The organism is Micromonospora sp. DT4 (genome assembly GCF_049841675.1).
Classification (GTDB): domain Bacteria; phylum Actinomycetota; class Actinomycetes; order Mycobacteriales; family Micromonosporaceae; genus Micromonospora.
The window spans coordinates 1-19623 of the sequence record NZ_JBNCKT010000106.1; the positions used below are offsets into that span (position 1 = coordinate 1).

Annotated in this window: 18 protein-coding genes; 14 read left to right on the plus strand and 4 right to left on the minus strand. The window is 72.6% G+C overall.

Going from position 1 to position 19623, the window contains the following annotated elements; genetic code table 11:
• Positions 1–73: 73 nt before the first annotated feature.
• Both ACLQ24_RS23595 and ACLQ24_RS23600 read right to left on the minus strand, forming a co-directional pair.
• Positions 74–1336 (minus strand): nucleotide sugar dehydrogenase, encoded by a 1263-nt coding sequence (locus ACLQ24_RS23595; protein ID WP_425893886.1) that lies wholly within the window; start codon positions 1334–1336, stop codon positions 74–76.
• A gap of 104 nt (positions 1337–1440) precedes the next feature.
• Positions 1441–2814 carry a serine/threonine-protein kinase gene (locus ACLQ24_RS23600; protein ID WP_425893887.1) on the minus strand — a complete coding sequence of 458 codons (1374 nt, stop codon included), beginning with the start codon at positions 2812–2814 and terminating at the stop codon, positions 1441–1443.
• Between the two features lie 517 nt (positions 2815–3331).
• On the opposite strand from ACLQ24_RS23600, the gene ACLQ24_RS23605 reads away from it, so the two are divergent.
• From ACLQ24_RS23605 to ACLQ24_RS23650, 10 genes are all read left to right on the plus strand, one after another.
• Positions 3332–4060, plus strand: coding sequence for an RNA polymerase sigma factor (locus ACLQ24_RS23605; RefSeq protein WP_425893888.1), 729 nt, complete (start codon positions 3332–3334; stop codon positions 4058–4060).
• A gap of 16 nt (positions 4061–4076) precedes the next feature.
• Complete coding sequence (locus tag ACLQ24_RS23610; RefSeq protein WP_425893889.1) at positions 4077–4844, plus strand: hypothetical protein; 768 nt, start codon at positions 4077–4079, stop codon at positions 4842–4844.
• 178 nt (positions 4845–5022) lie between these two features.
• Positions 5023–6258, plus strand: coding sequence for an ergothioneine biosynthesis glutamate--cysteine ligase EgtA (gene egtA, locus ACLQ24_RS23615; protein WP_425893890.1), 1236 nt, complete (start codon positions 5023–5025; stop codon positions 6256–6258).
• A gap of 82 nt (positions 6259–6340) precedes the next feature.
• Complete coding sequence (gene egtB, locus ACLQ24_RS23620; protein WP_425893891.1) at positions 6341–7678, plus strand: ergothioneine biosynthesis protein EgtB; 1338 nt, start codon at positions 6341–6343, stop codon at positions 7676–7678.
• Positions 7679–7718: 40 nt separating this feature from the next.
• A complete protein-coding gene (egtC, locus tag ACLQ24_RS23625; RefSeq protein ID WP_425893892.1) occupies positions 7719–8465 on the plus strand; it encodes an ergothioneine biosynthesis protein EgtC in 747 nt (248 codons plus the stop codon).
• A gap of 53 nt (positions 8466–8518) precedes the next feature.
• On the plus strand, positions 8519–9484 hold the full coding sequence (gene egtD / locus ACLQ24_RS23630; RefSeq protein ID WP_425893894.1) for an L-histidine N(alpha)-methyltransferase: 966 nt from the start codon (positions 8519–8521) through the stop codon (positions 9482–9484).
• A 215-nt stretch (positions 9485–9699) separates the two neighbouring features.
• Entirely contained in the window at positions 9700–10287 is a 588-nt protein-coding gene (locus ACLQ24_RS23635; protein ID WP_425893905.1) for a TMEM165/GDT1 family protein, read from the plus strand.
• 39 nt (positions 10288–10326) lie between these two features.
• Positions 10327–10689, plus strand: coding sequence for a DUF1622 domain-containing protein (locus ACLQ24_RS23640; protein WP_425893896.1), 363 nt, complete (start codon positions 10327–10329; stop codon positions 10687–10689).
• The gene (locus ACLQ24_RS23645; RefSeq protein ID WP_425893897.1) at positions 10686–11009 is read left to right on the plus strand and encodes a hypothetical protein; all 324 of its coding nucleotides are present in this window, start codon (positions 10686–10688) and stop codon (positions 11007–11009) included. Before ACLQ24_RS23640 ends, ACLQ24_RS23645 begins: the two co-directional genes overlap by 4 nt.
• A gap of 4 nt (positions 11010–11013) precedes the next feature.
• The gene (locus tag ACLQ24_RS23650) at positions 11014–11214 is read left to right on the plus strand and encodes a hypothetical protein (protein ID WP_425893898.1); all 201 of its coding nucleotides are present in this window, start codon (positions 11014–11016) and stop codon (positions 11212–11214) included.
• 45 nt (positions 11215–11259) lie between these two features.
• On the opposite strand, the gene nhaA is transcribed toward ACLQ24_RS23650, so the two are convergent.
• Positions 11260–12621, minus strand: a complete 1362-nt coding sequence (gene nhaA / locus ACLQ24_RS23655) for a Na+/H+ antiporter NhaA (RefSeq protein WP_425893899.1) — start codon at positions 12619–12621, stop codon at positions 11260–11262.
• 350 nt (positions 12622–12971) lie between these two features.
• Between nhaA and ACLQ24_RS23660 the strand changes: the two genes are divergently transcribed.
• The gene (locus ACLQ24_RS23660; protein WP_425893900.1) at positions 12972–14432 is read left to right on the plus strand and encodes a polysaccharide biosynthesis tyrosine autokinase; all 1461 of its coding nucleotides are present in this window, start codon (positions 12972–12974) and stop codon (positions 14430–14432) included.
• Here ACLQ24_RS23660 and ACLQ24_RS23665 read toward each other — a convergent pair.
• A complete protein-coding gene (locus ACLQ24_RS23665; protein ID WP_425893901.1) occupies positions 14413–14967 on the minus strand; it encodes a low molecular weight phosphatase family protein in 555 nt (184 codons plus the stop codon). The two genes, ACLQ24_RS23660 and ACLQ24_RS23665, sit on opposite strands and share 20 nt — an antisense overlap.
• 168 nt (positions 14968–15135) lie before the next feature.
• Between ACLQ24_RS23665 and ACLQ24_RS23670 the strand changes: the two genes are divergently transcribed.
• From ACLQ24_RS23670 to ACLQ24_RS23680, 3 genes are all read left to right on the plus strand, one after another.
• Positions 15136–16386, plus strand: a complete 1251-nt coding sequence (locus tag ACLQ24_RS23670; protein WP_425893902.1) for a glycosyltransferase family 4 protein — start codon at positions 15136–15138, stop codon at positions 16384–16386.
• 89 nt (positions 16387–16475) lie between these two features.
• On the plus strand, positions 16476–18260 hold the full coding sequence (locus tag ACLQ24_RS23675; RefSeq protein ID WP_425893903.1) for a DUF4012 domain-containing protein: 1785 nt from the start codon (positions 16476–16478) through the stop codon (positions 18258–18260).
• Between the two features lie 13 nt (positions 18261–18273).
• On the plus strand, positions 18274–18903 hold the full coding sequence (locus ACLQ24_RS23680; protein ID WP_425893904.1) for a hypothetical protein: 630 nt from the start codon (positions 18274–18276) through the stop codon (positions 18901–18903).
• Positions 18904–19623 lie beyond the last annotated feature (720 nt).

The following is a 19623-nucleotide window of genomic DNA, read 5'->3' on the forward strand; positions in this document are numbered from 1 at the left end:
GCCAAACCGGCGTCGAAACAAGGTCTGACCAGCGAAGTCTCCAGCCAAGATCAACTTATCTAGGAAACTCGGGCTAGAGGCGTTCGACCATCTCGCCGGCGCACCGGTTGCGGGTGTCGAAGACGTAGCGGGCGTGCCGGACCACCAGGTCGTAGTCGAAGCAGTCGTGGTCGGTGACCACCACGACCGCGTCCGCGGTCCGCACCTCCCGCTCGGTGAGCCCGACGACGGTGACCCCGGCGGGAATCTGGTGGGCCTCCGCGTACGGCTCGACCGCGTGCACCTCGGCGCCGAGCGCCTGCAACCGGCGGGCCACGTCGACGGCGGGGGAGTCGCGCATGTCGCCGGTGTTCCTCTTGTACGCGAGCCCGAGAAGCAGCAGGCGGGCCCCGCTCACCGCGCGGCCGGCCCGGTTCAGCCCTGCCATGATCCGCTGCACGACGTGCTCGGGCATCTCGTGATTGACGTCGTTGGCCAGCTCGATGAACCGGAACTGCCGGCCGAGACGCCGTTTGACCTGCCAGGACAGGTAGCACGGGTCGATCGGCAGGCAGTGCCCGCCGACGCCCGGACCGGGCCGGAACGGCAGGAATCCGAACGGCTTCGTCTCGGCGGCGTCGATCGCCTGCCAGACGTCGATGTCCAGGTGGTGCGAGAGCATCGTCAACTCGTTGATCAGCGCGATGTTGACCTGGCGGAACGTGTTCTCGATCAGCTTGGTCAGCTCGGCGACGCGGGTGGAGTCGACGGCGACGGTGCGCTCCACGAGGCGCTGGTAGAACCCCTGCACCCGGGCGAGGGAGACCGCGTCGATACCGGAGACCACCTTCGGGGTGTTCTCCAGTCGCCAGGTCGGGTTGCCCGGGTCGATCCGCTCCGGGCTGTAACCGAGGTGGAAGTCACCGGGGCTGGTCAGCCCACTGGCCGACTCCAGCAGCGGCCGGAGCAGCTCCTCGGTGGTGCCGGGGTAGGTGGTCGACTCCAGGATGACCGTGCAGCCCGGCCGCACGTACCGGCCGACGCCGATACCGGCCTGCTCGACGAAGCTCAGGTCCGGGGTGCCGTCGCGCAGCGGGGTGGGCACGGTGATGACGCAGATGTCGAAACCCTCGGCGTCGGTGTACTCGGTGCTGGGGCGGTACCGGCCGCTGCCCAGCGCGCGGCCGAGCCGTTCGGTGGAAATGTCCTCGACGAACGACTCACCCGACGCGAGCCGCTTCACCCGGTCGGCGTCGACGTCCAGGCCGACGACGTCCAGGCCCGCCTCGACGGCCCGCATGGCCAGCGGCAGTCCGACGTACCCCTGGCCGATCACGACCAGCTTCTCAGCGCTCACCCGGGCTCCCGCGGCAGTCGGTGGAAATGACCTGCGGAGAGCCTAGAGCGGTTTCTGGAGACGTAAGTCCGTTTTGGGATTATCGGTGCTGCTGGGACGGCTGGTCAGTTGCCCACCGGGTCGTCCGGGCCGGTCGGCGCCTCAGTGGTGGGCGGCGGGTCGGTCGGCGGCGGGTTGCTCGGCGACGAGGAGTTCTTCGGCGGGTCGCTGGGTGGCGGCGCGATGGTCGTGCTCGGCGTCGGCGACGGCGAACTGGACGACTGGCTGGGCTGCGTGCTCGGGGCGGCGCTGGCCGACGCGGACGAGGTGGCGTCCGGGACGCTCGGCCGGTTCGGGCGGCTCGGATCGTCGGTGGTCTGCTCGTTCGCCGCCGGCAACTCCGCCTGCTGGGTCGACCCCTGCGACGGCGCGGTCGTCGATAACTTGACGGCCGGCTCATTGCCGGTGTCGCGCGCCGCGCCCAGCGCCGCACCGAGACCGACAAGGGCGACCAGCATCGCGACCGCCGCGCCGATCAGCGGACCACGGCGCCGCTGACGTCCCGCGTCGGCCGTGCCCGCCACCGCCGCGCCGACCGGCACGTCGGTACGGGTGCCCGGCCCGGCCTCGCGCAGCGGCACCGCCGACGCCAGCGCCGTGGGCGGCTCGCCGCCGGTGACCGCGGTGCGGGCCGCCTCGGCCATGGCCGAGGCGCTGGTGAAGCGGTCCAGCGGATCCTTCGCGAGGGCCCGCGACACCAGGGCGCGGACCGCCTCCGGGATCTCGTGCGGCAGCTCCGGCGGCTCGTCGTCCAGGTGCCGGACGGCGACCTGGAGGGGGTTGTCACCGGTGAACGGCGGACCGCCGGTGAGGCAGCAGTAGGCGACCGCGCCGAGCGCGTAGATGTCGGTGGCGCCGCTGACCGGTCGACCGGCGGCCTGCTCGGGCGCCATGTAGAGGGCGGTGCCGGGCACCGCGTTGGTGCTGGTGATGCTGGTGACGTTGGTGGAGCGGGCGACGCCGAAGTCGACCAGGACGACCGTGCCGTCCTCCTGCACCAGGAGGTTGCTGGGCTTGACGTCGCGGTGCACGATCCCGCCCCGGTGCGCCGCGCCCAGCGCGTGCGCCGCCTGGGCCACGATCGACATCGTCTCGGCGACGTCGAGGCGACCGGCCGCCTCGATCCGCTTGGACAGCGGCTCACCCTCGACGAACTCCATGACCAGGTAGTCCGCCCGGCCGCCGTCGGGCAGGTCGTCCTCGCCGCAGTCGTACACCTGGACGATGCCGGGGTGCCGCAGCGCGGCCATGATCCGCGCCTCGGCCCGGAAGCGGGCGATGAAGTCCGGGTCGGAGACCAGCGCTGGCAGCAGGACCTTGACCGCTACCTGTCGTCCGAGGACGAGGTCGGAGGCACGCCAGACGTCGCCCATGCCGCCCGTGGCGACACGTTCGTCCAGGCGGTAGCGACCGCTGAGCACGACCTCCGATGACAGCACAGCATTACCGTACCCAGAGTGGCGGACAACGGCGCGCCGTGGTGGATCGGCCGTGTGGTCGTACCCGTCGGTCCACCGGGCCGACTTCCGAGCGCCGGGTCGGTCTGTGACGGCACGATGACGCGAAGTGACAAAACCTGACACATTCCGGCATACGTTTGCCCGGTCGTCGCAGAAGTGGGCCATCTGGGGCCGGGAGCGTCCGACGGTCGTCGGCCGTTACCGCGCCGCGCCGGTGGGACGGCTTGATAATTGTCACTCTTCCCCAATGCGATCCCAACTTGTCGCGTCGAGGGTCCCCTCCTACCGTTAGCCCGGCTCGGGCCGCCCGACGGACAGCGCGTCGAGCGCCATCGCGCCGGTGTGGGCGCCCCGGCCGGCCCGGACGCGGGCCCGGATCGGATTCGGTGGGGGAGGCGGGAGCGGTGCGGGAGCTGGCGGGGTCGAGGGTTCGCGAATCGCCCGCGCCGCCGGCGTGTGTGGCGCCGATCCGCCCAGGCCGGTCCGTGAGCCGCCGATGACAGGCGAACTGTCCGACGCGGTCACCGCCGCGCAGGCCGGGGACGAGGACGCGTTCCGCTTCCTGTACCGCAGCCTCCAGCCGGGCCTGCTGCGCTACCTGACCGCCCTGGTCGGCGCGGACGCCGAGGACGTCGCCTCCGAGGCCTGGTTACAGATCTCCCGCGACCTGCCCACCTTCACCGGCGGCGAGTTCCGCGCCTGGACGGTCACCATCGCCCGCAACCGGGCGATGGACCACCTGCGCCGGCTGCGGCGACGACCGTCGCTGCCGGTACCGGTGCAGGCGCTCACCGGGCTGGCCGGCGACGGTGACACCGCAGAGCGGGCCGGCGAGACGATCAGCACCGAGTCGGCGTTGGCGTTGATCGCCACGCTGCCACCCCGTGAGGCCGAGGCGGTGTTGTTGCGGGCCGTGATCGGGCTGGACGCGGAGTCCGCCGGTCGGGTGCTCGGCCGCCGGGCCGGCGCCGTACGGGCCGCCGCCCACCGTGGGCTGCGGCGACTCGCCGCCCTGCTGGACGGGCAGACCGCACCGACGGGGTCGGTGGACGGTGACGCCACGACCCATTCCGCCGGCCTGCGGCGCACGGTGCCAGCGCCCGGCGCGCCGAGCGCACCGGCCGACGGCGTCACACCGTCGGTTGGCGCCGACGTGGTCCCGCCAGCCCATCGGCGGATCGGCCGATCCCGGCAGACGTCCCACGCCGAGCAGGCGGACGGCTGACGTGAAGGGATTCCGCATGAACCCGTACCGGCCGGACCGGCGTGCCGGCCGTGCCGAGACCAGACTGCTGTTCGACGCCACCGACGGCGACGCCGTGACGAATCCGGACGCGTCCGCCGACCCACTGGCTGGGCTGCTCGCCGCCGCCGCCGGCCCGGTTCGGCCGGGGGAGCTGGCGGGCGAGGAGGCCGCGCTGGCCGCGTTCCGTGCCGCCCGTGCCGATCCGGCGCCCGCCGTGGCCCGACGACCACGCCGTCTCCGGCTCACCACCGGCGCGGTGGCGTGGATCGGCGCGCTGGCCGCCACGGCCACCGCCGGTGTCGCCTTCGCGGCGGCCGGCCTGGAGAAGGCGCCCGAACCGCCGCCGCCGCTGGCGACGACCAGCGCGCCACCGAGCGCCACCGGCCCGGCGGCGACCGCCTCCACCGCGCCGAGCGGATCGACGCCGTCCGGACGCCCCTCCGCGTCCGTCCCGCCGTCGGTCGGTACGCCGCCCGACGGGCAGCTGCACGGGCTGTGCCGCGCCTTGCGGACCAAGAAGCCCGACCAGCGGGAGAAGGCGCTACGGACGCCGCCCTTTGAGGGTCTGGTGGCGGCCGCCGGTGGGGTCGCCGCGGTCGAGGAGTACTGCCAGCGGCTGGTGTCCGAGTCGAAGCCCTCGCCGTCGTCCCCGTCGCCGGCGCCGCCCGCTCCGGCGCGACCCGACGAACCGTCCCCGGCGGCGACGCCACCGGGCCGGGCGAAAATCAAGCCCTCGCAGCCGGCGGGACCGGCCGCGAACTGAGCGTACGACCGGCGCGGTTCGTTCTGCCCTGCACCGGGAAACGTGTCTGTTAGACAGGGATTGGTGGCCCCCGTCGACGCTCCCGGGGAGTGTCGACGGCCGGGTCTACGGCCGCACGCGCGTTCCGGAGCTGAGGCACGGCGCCCGCGGTCGTCGCACAACGAAGGAGGCCGCACCGATGGTGACGTCGCCGGAGCTGGACCGGAGCGTGGTCCTGCGCGACTCCGCCGCCGCGGGTCGACATCTCGCCCGCATCTGCTTCAAGACCGGCCCCCCGACGTACACCGGCGTCGAACTCGAATGGACCGTGCACGATGCCGCCGATCCCGCCCGCCCGGTCGACCCGGCGCGGTTGCGGTCGGCGCTGGGGCGTCACAGCCCCGTCACGCTGGACCCGGCCAGCCCCGCCGAGCCGCTGCGACACGGCGGCACGGTGACCCTCGAACCGGGCGGCCAGCTGGAGATCTCCACCCCGCCGCGCACCTCGACCGGCGCGTTGATCCAGGCCACCGAGGCCGACATCGCCCAGGTCACCGGCCTGCTGGCCGCCGTCGGCCTGACCCTGGGGCGCAGCGGTATCGACCCCCACCGTCGGCCCCGCCCGGTGGTGGAAACTCCCCGCTACCGCGCTATGCGTCGCGCGTTCGACGAGCGTGGGCCGGCCGGCCGGACGATGATGTACAGCACCGCCAGCCTCCAGGTCTGCCTCGACGTCGGTGCGCCGGACCAGCTCGCGGCGCGCTGGGCGGCGGCCCACGCCATCGGTCCGCCGTTGCTCGCGGCGTTCGCCTCGGCCGGTCGACACGCCGGGCAGCGCACCGGTTGGGCATCCGCGCGGATGGCCGCCTGGTTGGCCATCGACCCGGCCCGTACCCGCCCGGTGTGGACGCCCGGCAGGGCCGACGAGGACCCGACGGCCACCTGGATCCGCTACGCGCTCGACGCGCCGCTGCTCTGCCTGCGCCGGCGTGGCCAGGACTGGACTCCGCCGCCGGGTGTCACCTTCGCCGACTGGCTCGACGGCGCGTTGCCTCGCCCGCCCACCACCGACGACCTCGACTACCACGTCAGCACCCTCTTCCCACCCGTACGGCCCCGCGGCTACCTGGAACTGCGGTACCTGGACGCCCAGCCCGACCGGGACTGGCGGCTCCCGCTGGCGGTGCTGAGCGCGTTGTTCACCGACGCGGGCGCCGTGCGCGCGGCGTACTCGATCGGCGCCCCGGTGGCGCACCGCTGGTCGGCCGCCGCCCGGCACGGTTTGTCCGACCCGGCGCTGGCCGCCGCGGCGGCCGCGCTGCTCGACCTGGCCCTGGGCACCCTGCCCCGGCTGGGTCTGCCGGCGGACACCCACGACGACATCCAGGAGGGCGTACGGCGGCGACTGGCCGCCACACGCCGGGCCGACCGGTGAGCCTCGAACGGAAGGTGCAACGGTGAGCGCGAGGAGTGAGCCGGGTCTGCGAGCCCCGCAGTCGCGAACGGAAGGTGCAACGGTGAGCGCGAGTACGACGGACCATGCCGACGGGGAACGGTTGCGGGGGCGGATCGCGGGGGAGTTGGCGCGTGCCCGCTCCCGGACGGCCCTGCTGACCGAGGCGGTCGACGACGCCGACCTGATGCGCCAGCACTCTCCGCTGATGTCGCCGTTGGTCTGGGATCTGGCGCACGTCGGTAACCAGGAGGAGCTCTGGCTGGTGCGCGATGTGGGCGGCCGTGAGCCGGTCCGCTGCGACATCGACGACCTGTACGACGCGTTCAAACAGCCCCGCCGGGACCGCCCGGCGTTGCCCCTGTTGCCACCTGCGGAGGCGCGCGCCTACCTGGGTACCGTCCGCGACAAGGTGTACGACCTGCTCGACGCCGTGAGCTTCACCGACCGGCCGCTGGTCGCCGACGGGTTCGCCTTCGGCATGATCGTGCAGCACGAGCAGCAGCACGACGAGACGATGCTCGCGACCCACCAGCTGCGCGCGGGCGCGGCGGTCCTGCACGCCCCGCCGCCGCCCGAGCCGACCGTCCGTGTCGGTGGGGAGGTGCTGGTGCCGGCCGGTGCGTTCACGATGGGCACCGACACCGACCCCTGGGCCCTGGACAACGAACGCCCCGCCCACCAGGTCCACCTGCCCGCGTACGTCATCGACGCCGCGCCGGTCACCAACGGCGCGTACGAGGCGTTCATCGCCGACGGCGGTTACCTCGACCAGCGGTGGTGGAGCGCGGCGGGCTGGGAGCACCGGGTTCGTGAGCAGCTCGTCGCGCCCATGCACTGGCGTCGTGACGGTGACGGCTGGGCGTACCGGCGCTTCGGCCGATGGGACCCGGTACGCCCCGACGAGCCGGTGGTGCACGTGTGCTTCCACGAGGCGCGGGCGTACGCGGCGTGGGCTGGCAAGCGTCTGCCGACCGAGGCGGAGTGGGAGAAGGCCGCGCGGTGGGACCCGGCGACCGGGCGCTCCCGCCGCTACCCGTGGGGTGACGGGGAGCCGACCGAGGCGCACGCCAACCTCGACCAACGTCACCTGCGGCCGGCGCCGGTGGGCGCGTACCCGGCCGGCGCGTCGCCGCTGGGTGTGCACCAGCTCATCGGGGACGTCTGGGAGTGGACGTCGACCACGTTCACCGGCCATCCCGGCTTCACCGCGTTCCCGTACCGCGAGTACTCCGAGGTGTTCTTCGGCGACGACTACCGGGTGCTGCGCGGCGGCTCGTTCGGCACGGACCGGTCGGCGTGCCGGGGGACGTTCCGCAACTGGGACTATCCGATCCGACGGCAGATCTTCAGCGGCTTCCGGTGTGCCCGCGACGCCGGCCCGGAGGAGTCGCCGCGGTGAGGCGACGTGGGGCCACGCGACCGGCGGCGGGGGCGCGCTGATGTGCCGTCACCTGGCCTACCTGGGCCCACCGGTCACGCTGGCCGAGTTGCTGTTCGAGCCGGCGTACGCGCTGGTCCGTCAGTCCTGGGCGCCGCGTGACATGCGCGGCGGCGGCACGATCAACGCCGACGGGTTCGGCGTCGGCTGGTATCCGGACGGCGGCGCTCCGGTGCGGTACCGGCGTGCCCAGCCGATCTGGAGCGACCCGACGATCGCCGAGTTGGCGGCGGTGACGCGTGCCGGCGCCGTGCTGGCCGCGGTCCGTTCCGCCACCGTGGGGATGGCCGTGCTCGACGGCGCCGCCGCCCCGTTCGCCCAGGACCGGTGGCTGTTCAGCCACAACGGGGTGGTCCGGGGCTGGCCCGACTCCGTGGTGCCGCTCGCCGCCGGCCTGCCGGTGCGTGACCTGTTGACCCTGGACGCGGCCACCGATTCGGCGTTGCTGTGGGCGCTGGTGCGGCATCGGTTGCGCGCGGGCGACGACCCGGTGGAGGCGGTCGGCCGGACGGTGGTCGAGGTCGCCGAGGCTGCCCCGGGGTCGCGACTGAATCTGCTGCTCACCGACGGGCGGCGGGTGGTGGCCAGCACGTTCGGCCACGCGTTGTCGGTGCGTGCGACGGCGGATTCGGTGGTGCTGGCGTCCGAGCCGCACGACGACGATCCCGGGTGGCGGCCGGTGCCGCAGCAGCGTCTGGTCGCCGCCACGGCGGACGAGGTGCGGGTGTGCGAACTGCCGGCCCGGTGAGCCGTACCGGTCGGGCTGGGCGAGGTGACTGACGACAGCAGGGAGGCGGGGGGATGAGCGCGGAACCGTTGGAGATCTACCTTGAGCCGCACGACCTGGAGCGTGGTCTGCGTGCGGACGTCCGGGCGGGGTTGACCGCCGAGGCGAAGTGGCTGCCGCCGAAGTGGTTCTACGACTCGCGGGGCAGCGAGCTGTTCGAGGAGATCACCCGGCTGCCGGAGTACTACCCGACCCGGGCCGAGCGGGCGGTGCTGGCCGCGCACGCCGACGACGTGGCGGCGCTGACCGGCGCGAAGACCCTGATCGAGCTGGGCTCGGGCTCGTCGGAGAAGACCCGGCTGCTGTTGGACGCGTTCACCCGCCGGGGAGGGTTGGGCACGTTCGTCCCGCTCGACGTGTCGGTCAGCGCCCTGCTCGGGTCGACCGCGCAGATCGCCGCCGACTATCCGGGGCTGCGGGTGCGGGGAATCGTGGGCGACTTCACCCGTCAGCTCGACCGGCTGCCGACCGGCGGTCGACGTTTGGTGGTATTCCTGGGCGGCACGATCGGCAACCTGCTGCCGGCCGAGCGGACCGGGTTCCTGGCCGCGATGCGCGCCGCGCTGGAGGTCGGCGACTGGCTGCTGCTCGGCACCGACCTGGTGAAGGACCCGTCGGTGATCGTGCCCGCGTACGACGACGCGGCCCGGGTCACGGCCGAGTTCAACCGCAATGTGCTGTACGTGATCAACCGGGAGTTGGGCGCCGACTTCGACCCGGAGGCGTTCGCACACGTCGCCCGCTGGGACCCGGAGCAGGAGTGGATCGAGATGCGGCTGCGGGCGACACGGCCGATGCGGGTGCGTGTGCTGGACCTTTCGGTGGCGTTCGACGCCGGGGAGGAGCTTCGGACGGAGGTGTCGGCGAAGTTCCTCCCGGAGGGGGTGGCCGCCGAGCTGGACGCGGCGGGTTTCGCGGCGGCGCACTTCTGGACCGACCCGCGCGGGCTCTTCGGGGTGACGCTGGCCCGCGCGCGGTGAGCCTGTTCACCCGCGACGTCCGGTCCGATCGGTGATCGGTTAGGCTGGTCGCGCGAAGGGGAGTAGCCCCCAATGTCGTGGTCGACATACTGGTGCGTTCCGCATCCGGCCACGCGGCCCCGGTCTCCGGGGCGGGCGAGACCTTCGACTCAGGCTGTCGCAGCCGGGTCGAGGGCGCCCCCGTACCTCCTCCCGGCATGAACGGGAAGGATGTCATGGAGGGATTCCTCGCCGCGCTGGTCGTCAGCTTCGGTGTCATATTCGTCGCCGAGCTGGGAGACAAGTCCCAGTTGATGGCGCTGACGTTCGCCACGCGGTTCAAGCCGATTCCGGTGCTGATCGGCATCACCGTCGCCACGGCGGTGGTGCACCTGGCGTCGGTCGCCATCGGTTCGGGTCTCGGTGCCGTGCTGCCCACCGAGTGGATCTCCCTGGTGGCGGGCGTGGCGTTCCTCGGCTTCGGCGCGTGGACGCTGCGCGGTGACACGCTCACCGAGGAGGAGAAGCGCAAGGCCGAGAAGACCAGCAAGACGGCGATCGTGGCGGTCTCGGTGGCGTTCTTCCTGGCCGAGCTGGGCGACAAGACGATGCTCGCGACGATCACCCTGGCCACCAAGTACGGCTGGTTCGGCACCTGGCTCGGTTCCACGGTCGGCATGGTGGCCGCGGACGCGCTGGCCATCCTGGTCGGCCGGATGCTCGGCCGCCGCCTGCCGGAGAAGACCATCAGGTACGGCGCGGCGGTGCTCTTCGCCATCAGTGGCCTCTGGCTCATCCTGGAGGCCGTCAACGAGCTGACCTGAGCGCCGACTAGCTGCCCCGGCGGCGGGTAACGCCTGCGGGTGGAGCCGGCGGAGCTGCTGCGCCACGGCGACGAGGTGCTGGTCGCCGTGGTGGAGGTGGCCGGCGCCCTGGTGATCTTCGTGGGCGCTCTCTGGGCGGCGGTGCGGTTCCTGGCCGAAGGGCTGCGGCACCGCACCGCCGCTGTCTTCACCCCGATCCGCCTGTCGCTGGGTCGGTTCCTGACGCTCGGCCTGGAGTTCCAGCTGGCGGCCGACGTCCTGCGGACCGCGGTGTCTCCGTCGTTCACCCAGATCGGCCAGCTGGCGGCGATCGCCACGATCCGGACGGCGCTGAACTACTTCCTCGGTCGGGAGATCCGGCAGGAGCAGCGGCAGGTCGCCGACGGGCAGCAGGGGACGTGATCGACGCGCTGGTCGAGGTGGTGACCGCGTCGGCTCTGGTCGCCGGGGTCGTCACGGCGTTGTGCACCGGCGCTGTGCGGGTCGCCGTACGGGTGCTGTTGGACCTGCTGACGGCGGCCGGCCTGCTTCGTCTCGCGAACGATCCGGCGTGGGGTGGCCTGGCCGCCGCCGTAGCGATCGTCGCGCTGCGCCAACTGCTCGCGGCGGCGTTGAGTCTCCCGCCGCCGTGGTCACGGCGACAATCTCCGCCGCGCTGCGGGGACGACGATCACCGCTTACCGTGGGCGGTACCAGCGAAACAGGGAAAAACGGGAGGATAACCACATGAGCCGGCATGACGAACCGAACGAGTACGGGTACGCCGGCGGCGCCACCGCTCCCGAGCCGCAGCCTGGCGGCAAGCCCGACGAGCAGGACCTCGCGGAGGAGGTGGCGGTGCCCGGCGACGATCTCACCGCGCCCATGGCCGACGCGCTGGCCGACGAGACCGAGGACCGGCGGCCCAGCGGCGACTCCCGCCGCTGACCCCGGCGGGGCTCCCGCCGGAACACCGGGCGTCGGTCGTCCCGGTCAGTCTCGACCAGGTCGCTGATAGACATCGGGTACGCCGTCGCCGTCGGCGTCGAGTCGCTCCTTCTCGGCCACTCGCCGGTACGCGGCGTTGCGGCGGGCCAGCACGGCGGCGGCGAGGGTCGCGGAGATCACCGACCCGGTGAGCACCGCCGCCTTGACCCGTTCGTCGGCCGTGCTGCCCGCGCCGAACGCCAGGTCGCCGATGAGCAGGGAGACAGTGAACCCGACCCCGGCCAGCAGAGCGATGCCGCCCAGGTCGGACCAGGTGATGTCCTCGTCCAGTTCGGCGCGGGTGAACCGGGCCAGCAGGTAGGTCGAGCCGAAGATCCCGATGCTCTTGCCGAGCACCAGACCGGCTACCACGGCGATCACCACCGGATCGGTCAGCAGGGCCCCCAGATCGGTGCCACGAAGTGTCACACCGGCCGCGAAGAGGGCGAAGACCGGTACGGCGATGCCGGCCGAGACGGGTCGCCACCGGTGTTCCAGGTGTGCGGCGAGCCCGCCGGCGTCCGCGCCGCCGGACTCGGACCGGTCGGCCGTCGCGGCGCTGCCGGCGCGGACGCGGGTCAGCACGGGCACGGTGGAGCCGAGCAGCACGCCGGCGACCGTGGCGTGCACACCGGAGGCGTGTACCAGGGCCCAGGTGGTGACCGCCAGCGGGATGAGGGCCCACCACCAGGTCCGGCCACGCTGCACCAGCCAGGCGAAGAGCCCGAGCGGGGCGAGCGCGGCGAGCAGGGGCAGCGGGTGGAAGTCGGCGGTGTAGAAGACCGCGATGATGGTGATCGCGAACAGGTCGTCGACCACGGCCAGGGTGAGCAGGAAGGCGCGCAGGCCCTGGGGCAGGTGTGAACTGACCACCGCGAGCACGGCCAGCGCGAAGGCGATGTCGGTGGCGGTCGGGATGGCCCAGCCCCGCAGCCCCTCGCCGCCCGTGCCGAGGAGTACCGCCACGTAGGTCAACGCTGGCAGCGTCATCCCGCCCAGGGCGGCCACCACCGGAAGCGCCGCGCGCCGGGGATCGCGCAGGTCGCCGGCGACGAACTCACGCTTGAGCTCCAGGCCCACCACGAAGAAGAAGATGGCCAGCAGGCCGTCGGCTGCCCAGGTCGCGAGGCTCAGGTCGAGGTGCCAGCGTACGCCGCCGGGCCAGGGCACCCAGGCGCCGAGCCGGACGTACGCCCCGCTCCACGGCGAGTTCGCCCAGATCAGCGCGATGACGGCGCCGAGCAGCAGCAGGGCGCCGCCGACTGTCTCGGTGCGCAGCACCTCGGCCAGGTGTCGGGCCTCGGGCCAGGACGACCGTGAGAAGAGCCGGGCGCGCGGCCGGTCGGTGAAGGGGGAGCGGCCGGTCATGGGTGGGGCTCACCTCGGGTGTCGGGACGGCACGGATCCAATCGCCGACCAGACTTCCCGGCACACCACTGTCCACCCTATCCGGTCGGCCGGACGCGGTGATCGACATGAGCGGGACGCGGCGACGATGCGGGGCCGCGGGGAATCGGTCGTCGACTTTTCCGGGCATCGCCGCTGCCGAATGGCCCTTCGTCGGGTTGGTCATGCGGGCGCAGTTGGTCGCGCCGAAAATACATAACTCCGGACATAAGCCCTATGAGGGGCTTTAATGGTTTCACGAGTTGACAGACGACCTTGGGGGTTTTCGTGAAGTTCTTTGGCGTAACCGGACCCGCCCGGAGGCACTCCTGATGGACCTGCTCCGCCAATTGCGCCACGTGCGTCGGCACTGGTGGGTCGTACTGGTCACGGTCATGGTGGCCCTGGGCGTCTCGGCGTTCCTGACCGTACGGGCCCAGCCCCGGTACGTCGCCTCGGTGACCTTCTTCGTCACCACCCCGAACCAGGGCGTCACCGACGCCTACCAGGGTGGGCTGTTCCTTCAGCAGCGCGTCAAGTCGTACGGCGACCTGCTCAACAGCGACCGCCTGGCGCAGAGCGTGGCGGCCGAGACTCCGGTCGGGCTCACCGCGGACGAGGTGCAGCGCCGGGTGACCACCTCCACCGAAGCGGGCACCGTCCTGCTGCGGGCCTCCGTCACGGACACCGACCAGACCCGGGCCCTGCGGGTGAGCGAGACCCTCGCCGCGAAGTTCGTCGAACTCGTGCAGAAGGTCGAGACACCACCCGAGGGCAAGGCGCCCATCAAGATCGAAGTGGTCAGCGGCCCACGGGTCAGCGCGAGCCCGGTCTCGCCGAAGCCGCTGCGGAACCTCACGCTCGGCGGCCTGCTCGGTCTGGCGCTCGGCGTCGGCCTGGCGATCCTGCGCGGCGTCGCCGATGTCCGCCTGCGCGACGCCGCCGGCCTGCAACGCGCCACCGGAAGCCCACTGCTCGGTGAGATCCCGTTCGAGAGCACCGCCCGCACGGCCCCGCTGATCGTCGGCGAAGCCGCGACGTCGGCCCGCGCGGAGGCGGTCCGCAAGCTGCGGACCAACCTGCGCTTCGTGGACGTGCACGAGCCGGCCCGGGTCATCGCCGTGACCAGCGCACTGCAGGGCGAGGGCAAGACGACGATGTCCTGCAACCTGGCCATCGCGCTCGCCGAGGCGGGCTGGCGGGTGCTGCTGGTCGACGCCGACCTGCGCCGTCCGAAGGTCGACGACTACCTGGGCCTGGACGCCGGTGTCGGTCTCACCGACGTGCTGGTCGGGGACGTCCAGGTCGGTGACGTGGTGCAGCGCTGGGGCGACAAGTCCCTGCTGGTGCTGCCCAGCGGTTCCGCGCCGCCCAACCCGAGTGAGCTGCTCGGCTCCAAGGCGATGGCGGACCTGCTCCTCGCGCTGCGCGAGTCCGCGGACATCGTGATCATCGACACCGCGCCGCTGCTCGCGGTGACCGACGGTGTCGTGGTGGCCGTCCAGGCCGACGGCGCACTGCTGGTGAGCCAGCAGGGCCGTACGTCGCGGGCACAGGTGGCCGCGGCGGCCCGTTCGCTGCACTCGGTCTCGGTACGACTGCTCGGCTGCGTGCTGAACATGGCGAAGGTGGCCAAGGCCGAAACGTACCAGTATGAGGCCTACCGGGTGGTCGCCTCGACCGCCTCGCCGTCGGTCCCGACCGACCGGGCCACTGCCGCCCGGCACAGCGAGGGCGCCGGGGTCAACGGCGTCAGCGACCGTACCCAGGAACTCACCCGGTTGCCCCGATGAGCGCGGCGAGGGGTCGTAGCGAGCGTTCGATCTCCTCAGCGCAGCGACGGAAGTCGGCGACGGTACCGCCGATCGGGTCCCGCAGGTCGTCCGCGTCCGGGGCGGCGGGTTGCAGCCGCCCCCGGGCGTGGGCGGCGGCGGTGATGGCCGCCTCCAGCGGATCGTCGGCCGAGCCGACGGGTGGCTCGGCCGCCGCCGCCAGGCGGCCGAACTGGCGCAGGGTGAACGTCCGGTGCAGCGCGCCGGGCGTCAGCGCGGTGCACACCGACCGCTGCCGCCGCGTCGCGGTCAGCACGAGCGTCGCGTCGGCCAGGTGTTCGGCACGCAGCGTACGGCTGGTGAACGCCGTCGGTTCGCCGCCCTCCTCGGCCACGATCTGCGCGGCGTACGGGTGCATTTCGAACCCGTCCCGCGCGTCGGTGCCGGCGCTGGACACCAGCACGGGCCGGTCGGCCAGCAGCCGGCGGGCCAGGTACTCGGCCATCGGGGAACGACACAGGTTGGCGTGGCACACGAACAGCACGCGGTCGGCCATCGGAAGCCCTCTCGTGGGTGCGGAAACGGGTCGCCACACCGCGAGGGTGGTGCGTCGACGCCGCTGGGCGCGCGGGAAGGGGTTGTCGGCATCGTACGCGGGCCGGCCGTCCGCCGGCCGGGGTGCCGCGCCGGTCGAGGCCGATCCGTGCCCACCGGCGGTGCTCCGGTGAAGATCGGCATCCTGTCGTACCACTTCCCACCCGAGCCGGCGTTCATCCCCGGCAGCCTCGCCGAGGAGTTGGCGGCGCGCGGGCACGAGGTCCGCGTGCTCACCGGATTCCCCGACTACCCGGGGGGCCACGTCTATCCAGGGTGGCGGCAGCGGTGGCACCACGAGACGCACAGCCAACGGCTGGCGGTCCGGCGGGTGCCGCGCATCTCCGGTGGAGCCGCCTCCACGGGAGCGCGGATGGCCAGCTACCTGTCGTTCGCCGGGAGCGCCTCGCTGGCGGCACGCCGGTTCCTGGGTGACGTGGACGCCCTCTACGTCTTCCAGTTGCCGGCCACCACGTTCGCCACCGCCGCCGTGCTCCGGCTCCTCGCGAAGGTGCCGGCCGTGCTGCACGTACAGGATGTCTGGGCGCGCGACGACGCGGCCGGCGACGGCCGCTGGTCGGCGCGGATGGGCGCCGCGATGACCCGCATCTACCGGTCCGCGGCGCGGGTCGCCGTGGCCGCGCCGTCGATGCGCGACCTGGTGGTCGCCGCCGGCGCCGATCCGGGCCGGGTCCGTCTGGTCCTCAACTGGACCGACGAGCGCATCTTCTACCCGGCGACACCCGGTGCGGCGGCCCGGCAGACGGTCCGCCGGGACCGCCGGTGCGTGGTCATGCACGCCGGGACCATCGGCCCCCGGCAGGGGCTGGAGACGGCGGTACGGGCCGCCGCGGCGCTGGACCGCACGATGGACCTGGTCCTGGTCGGGTCGGGCGCGGACGAGCGGCGGGTGCGGGGGCTCGCCGCCGACCTCAAGGCCGAGAACGTCCGCTTCCTCGAGCGGCGCTCACCGGTCGACATGCCCGAGCTGTACGCCGCCGCCGACTACCAGCTGATCATGCTGCGCGACCTGCCCGAGCTTCGCGGCATGCTGCCGGGCAAACTGCAGGCCGCGCTCTCGTGTGCCGCGCCGATCGTTGCGTCGGCCGGCGGGGACACCGCCGAACTGGTCGAGCGCGCCCGAGCCGGGCTGTCCTGCCCTCCCGAGGACTGGGCCGCGCTGGCCGACCGGTTCTGGCTTGCCGCGACCATCCCGCCGCCCGCACGCACCGAGATGGGGCGCCGGGGACGACAGACGTACCTGCGGGAGATGTCGCTGCCGGCCGGCGTGGACCGGATCGAACGGCTGCTGCACGAGGCTGCGGGCCGCGTACCGCAGGCGGCGGAGAGCCGCGAGGAAACCTCGCGTAAAGGGCTTTAAATGCCATAACGGTATGAGAATCCTCGTAACGTGCTAAGAACGTCAAGGAATCCGACGGAGTGTCCGATTCCGGCAAACGGGAGTGTGGTGTGACGGAGAGCGAACGGCCGCGTCGGCGGCGGAGCCGGTCCCGGCGTCGCCGGCGTGCGCGACTGCGACGGGCCCTGCTCGGCGCCCTGGTGGTCGGATCGCTGGTGCTGGCCGCAGGCGGATGGGTCGGCTTTCGGGGTTGGCAGGCGCGCGCACACCTGATCAACGCCGCCGGACTGGCCCGGGAGCTGAGCGCCCAGGTCGTGGGCGGGGACACCGATCGTGCCCTGCGGACCCTCTCTGCCCTGCAAGAGCAGTCCGGCGCGGCCCGGGCCGCCACGTCCGACCCGAGTTGGACGCTCGGTCGGCGTACCCCCCTCGCCGGCGACGACCTCGACGCGGTCCGTCTGATCGCCGTCGCCATCGACGACCTGGCCCGGCAGGCATTCCCCAGCCTGCTGCGCACGGACCTGACCAGCCTCGTGCCGGCCGGCGGCCGGTTGGACCTGGACCGACTGGCGTCGGTCTCCGCGGAGCTGACGCGGGTGAACGACGCGGTACAGGGCACCCGTCGCGACCTGGCCACCGTGCCGGCCGACCGGCTGCTCAGCCAGGTCCGGCAGGCGCTGACCGACCTCCGTGGCGAGATCGACCGGCTGGCCGGTCTCACCGCCGCCGCCGACCAGGGTGCGCGGCTGCTGCCGCCGTTGCTCGGTGCCGGTGGCCCGCGGCGCTACCTGCTCGTCTCGCAGAACCTGGCCGAGCTGCGCGCCACCGGCGGCATGTTCGGCGCGTACGCGATGATCGAGGCCGAGAACGGGGGGGTCCGGATGGGCCGTCAGGGCAGCAGCGCGTCCCTCGGCCAGTTCACCCCGGCGCTCAAGCTGCCCGCCGAGACCCGGGCGATCTGGACCGACCTGCCGGGCATCTATCCCGCCGACGTGAACCTCACGCCGCACTTCCCGACCGCCGCCGCCCTGTACCGGGAGATGTTCCGCCGCAAGACCGGCACCACTGTCGACGGCGTGCTCGCCGTCGACCCGGTGGTGCTGTCCTACCTGCTCAAGGCGACCGGCCCGGTGCTGGTGCCCGGTGGGGTGCCGCTGGCCAGCGAGAAGGTCGTGCAGACCCTGCTGAACGAGACCTATCAGCGGCTGGGCACCACGCAGCAGGACACGTACTTCGCGTCCTCCGCCGCCGCGGTGTTCGACGCCTTCTTCAAGAAGAATGTCAACCCTCGGGTGTTGTTGTCCGCATTCGCCCGTGCTATCACGGAACGCCGGATATTGTTCTGGAGTGCCCACCCGGAGGAACAGCGGACGTTCGGCGACAGCCGGATGGCCGGGACGCTCCCGGAACAGGACACCGTGCCGACTGTCGGCGTGTTCCTCAACGACGGCAGCGGCGCGAAACTCGGCTACTACCTGCGGCCGACGGCGAGCCTCACGGTCGGTGAATGCCGGCCCGACGGCCGCCGCGAGCTCCGGCTGCGGGTGACCCTGCGCTCGACGGCGCCGAAGTCGGGGCTGAGCAAGTCGATCCTCGGCCTCGGTCTGGCTGGTGATCCGTACACCGCTCGCACGTTGGTGTCGATCTTCAGTCCGGCCGGCGGCTCCGTGCTCGATGCCCGGCTCGACGGGGTCGAAACGGCACTTGGCAGCGGCACCGAACGCCGCCGCCAGGTCGCGACGGCCAACGTCGACATCGGCCCCGGCGTCGAGAGGGCGCTGGAGGTCACCGTCCTGACGGCCAAGACCGGCGTCGGGCAGGCCGAACTGTGGCTGACCCCCACCGCCAGCCCATGGACCACCCAAGTTCATTCCGCACCAAGCTGTGACCAGTAGGAGGGAACCAATCATGCGGCTATCCCGCATCATCATGGCGCTCACGGTCGGCCTGGCCGTGGTGGCCGTGCCGACGGCAGCGGGGGCGGCACAGCCGCAGCCGGCGCCCAGCGCGACCACCGACCCGCCCCAGCCGCCCCCGTACGCGCCGCAGCCGCCGGCCCTGACCGTCAACCGGCCGACGATCATTCTCGGCGAGACGGTCGTCCTGACCGGGACGGGCTTCGGCCCCAACGAGACCGTCGACATCACGGTGACCGTCACCCCGCTGGCGGCCCCGGCCGCCGGCAAGGCGCCGGCCCGCCGCAGCGACGGCACCACCGTGGCCATGGCGCCGGTGGCGTACCAGGCGAGCGCGCCGCTGCACTTTACGGCGTACACCGACGCCCAGGGTCGCTTCACCAAGAGCTACAAGCCATCGGTGACCGGTCTGCTGACCTTCACCGCCACGGGCCGGGAGTCTGGCCGGACCGCCACCGTCGAGCTGCAGGTGCTGCACAGGAAGCAGCCGCTGCCCGTCACCGGTGACAGCATCGGTACGCCCATGAAGCTCGGCGGCGGCCTCGTTGGCGCCGGCGCGATCATGCTACTGCTCACCCTGGCCTGGCGTCGCCGCCAGCGCCTCGGCGGGGCCGCGCACTGATCGGCGCACCACCCTCCGGGCACTGCCCGGATCGCACCCCAGGCTGGCGCCCGTCGGATCTTCCGACGGGCGCCAGCCCTCGTCCCCTCGTCGCAGGTGGTCGCATGGCACCGCCAGGTCGCCGATGTGGGGTGTCTGACGCGGTTGATGCCCCCACATCGGCGACCCGGAGTCGATCATTCGTCCGTATCGCCGCTGCCCTCGGTGCGCGGGCGCGTTCTGGGCGTTATGTCCGGTCTCGGTGTTTGGGTGTGACCGGCCGGGATGGTGGCGGGCTGACCCTCGAGCGAATCGCCGGACCAGATCCGCCGACCGCCCGCCAGGCCGTGGACTGTCCCCGTCGCCCGTTATGTACGGTCTGTCCGCCGGGAGAAGTCCACGTTGCGGGGGTGGCCTGGTCGGGGAATGGCCCCGGCCGTCGGGTCGTTATACAGGATCCGGCGCCGTGAGCCCTCGCTCGGAGGCCGCCACCTGAACCCCCGGGAATGACCCCGGACCGCGGGTCGTTACACCCGGTCCCGGCGCCGCGAGCCCCCCGCTCGCAGGCCGCCACCCCCGGCGTCACGAGCGATCAGCCCGTAGGCCGCCGCCCCAGACTTTTCCCCCTGTTCCGTGCAGCGCCGGACGAGGTGCTCACACCCACGTCATCCGATCCCCCCGGGATGTGTGGGTGTTTCCTACCCCCGAAGGAGCTACCCCCTATGACCACGATCCTGCGTA

Coding starts and splice junctions, on each gene's coding strand:
- ACLQ24_RS23610 (WP_425893889.1), top strand. CDS start 4,077: ATGAACCCGTACCGGCCGGACCGGCGTGCCGGCCGTGCCGAGACCAGA.
- ACLQ24_RS23650 (WP_425893898.1), top strand. CDS start 11,014: ATGAGCCGGCATGACGAACCGAACGAGTACGGGTACGCCGGCGGCGCC.
- egtD (WP_425893894.1), top strand. CDS start 8,519: ATGAGCGCGGAACCGTTGGAGATCTACCTTGAGCCGCACGACCTGGAG.
- egtA (WP_425893890.1), top strand. CDS start 5,023: ATGGTGACGTCGCCGGAGCTGGACCGGAGCGTGGTCCTGCGCGACTCC.
- ACLQ24_RS23665 (WP_425893901.1), bottom strand. CDS start 14,967: ATGGCCGACCGCGTGCTGTTCGTGTGCCACGCCAACCTGTGTCGTTCC.
- ACLQ24_RS23605 (WP_425893888.1), top strand. CDS start 3,332: ATGACAGGCGAACTGTCCGACGCGGTCACCGCCGCGCAGGCCGGGGAC.
- nhaA (WP_425893899.1), bottom strand. CDS start 12,621: ATGACCGGCCGCTCCCCCTTCACCGACCGGCCGCGCGCCCGGCTCTTC.
- ACLQ24_RS23680 (WP_425893904.1), top strand. CDS start 18,274: ATGCGGCTATCCCGCATCATCATGGCGCTCACGGTCGGCCTGGCCGTG.
- ACLQ24_RS23635 (WP_425893905.1), top strand. CDS start 9,700: ATGGAGGGATTCCTCGCCGCGCTGGTCGTCAGCTTCGGTGTCATATTC.
- egtC (WP_425893892.1), top strand. CDS start 7,719: ATGTGCCGTCACCTGGCCTACCTGGGCCCACCGGTCACGCTGGCCGAG.
- ACLQ24_RS23660 (WP_425893900.1), top strand. CDS start 12,972: ATGGACCTGCTCCGCCAATTGCGCCACGTGCGTCGGCACTGGTGGGTC.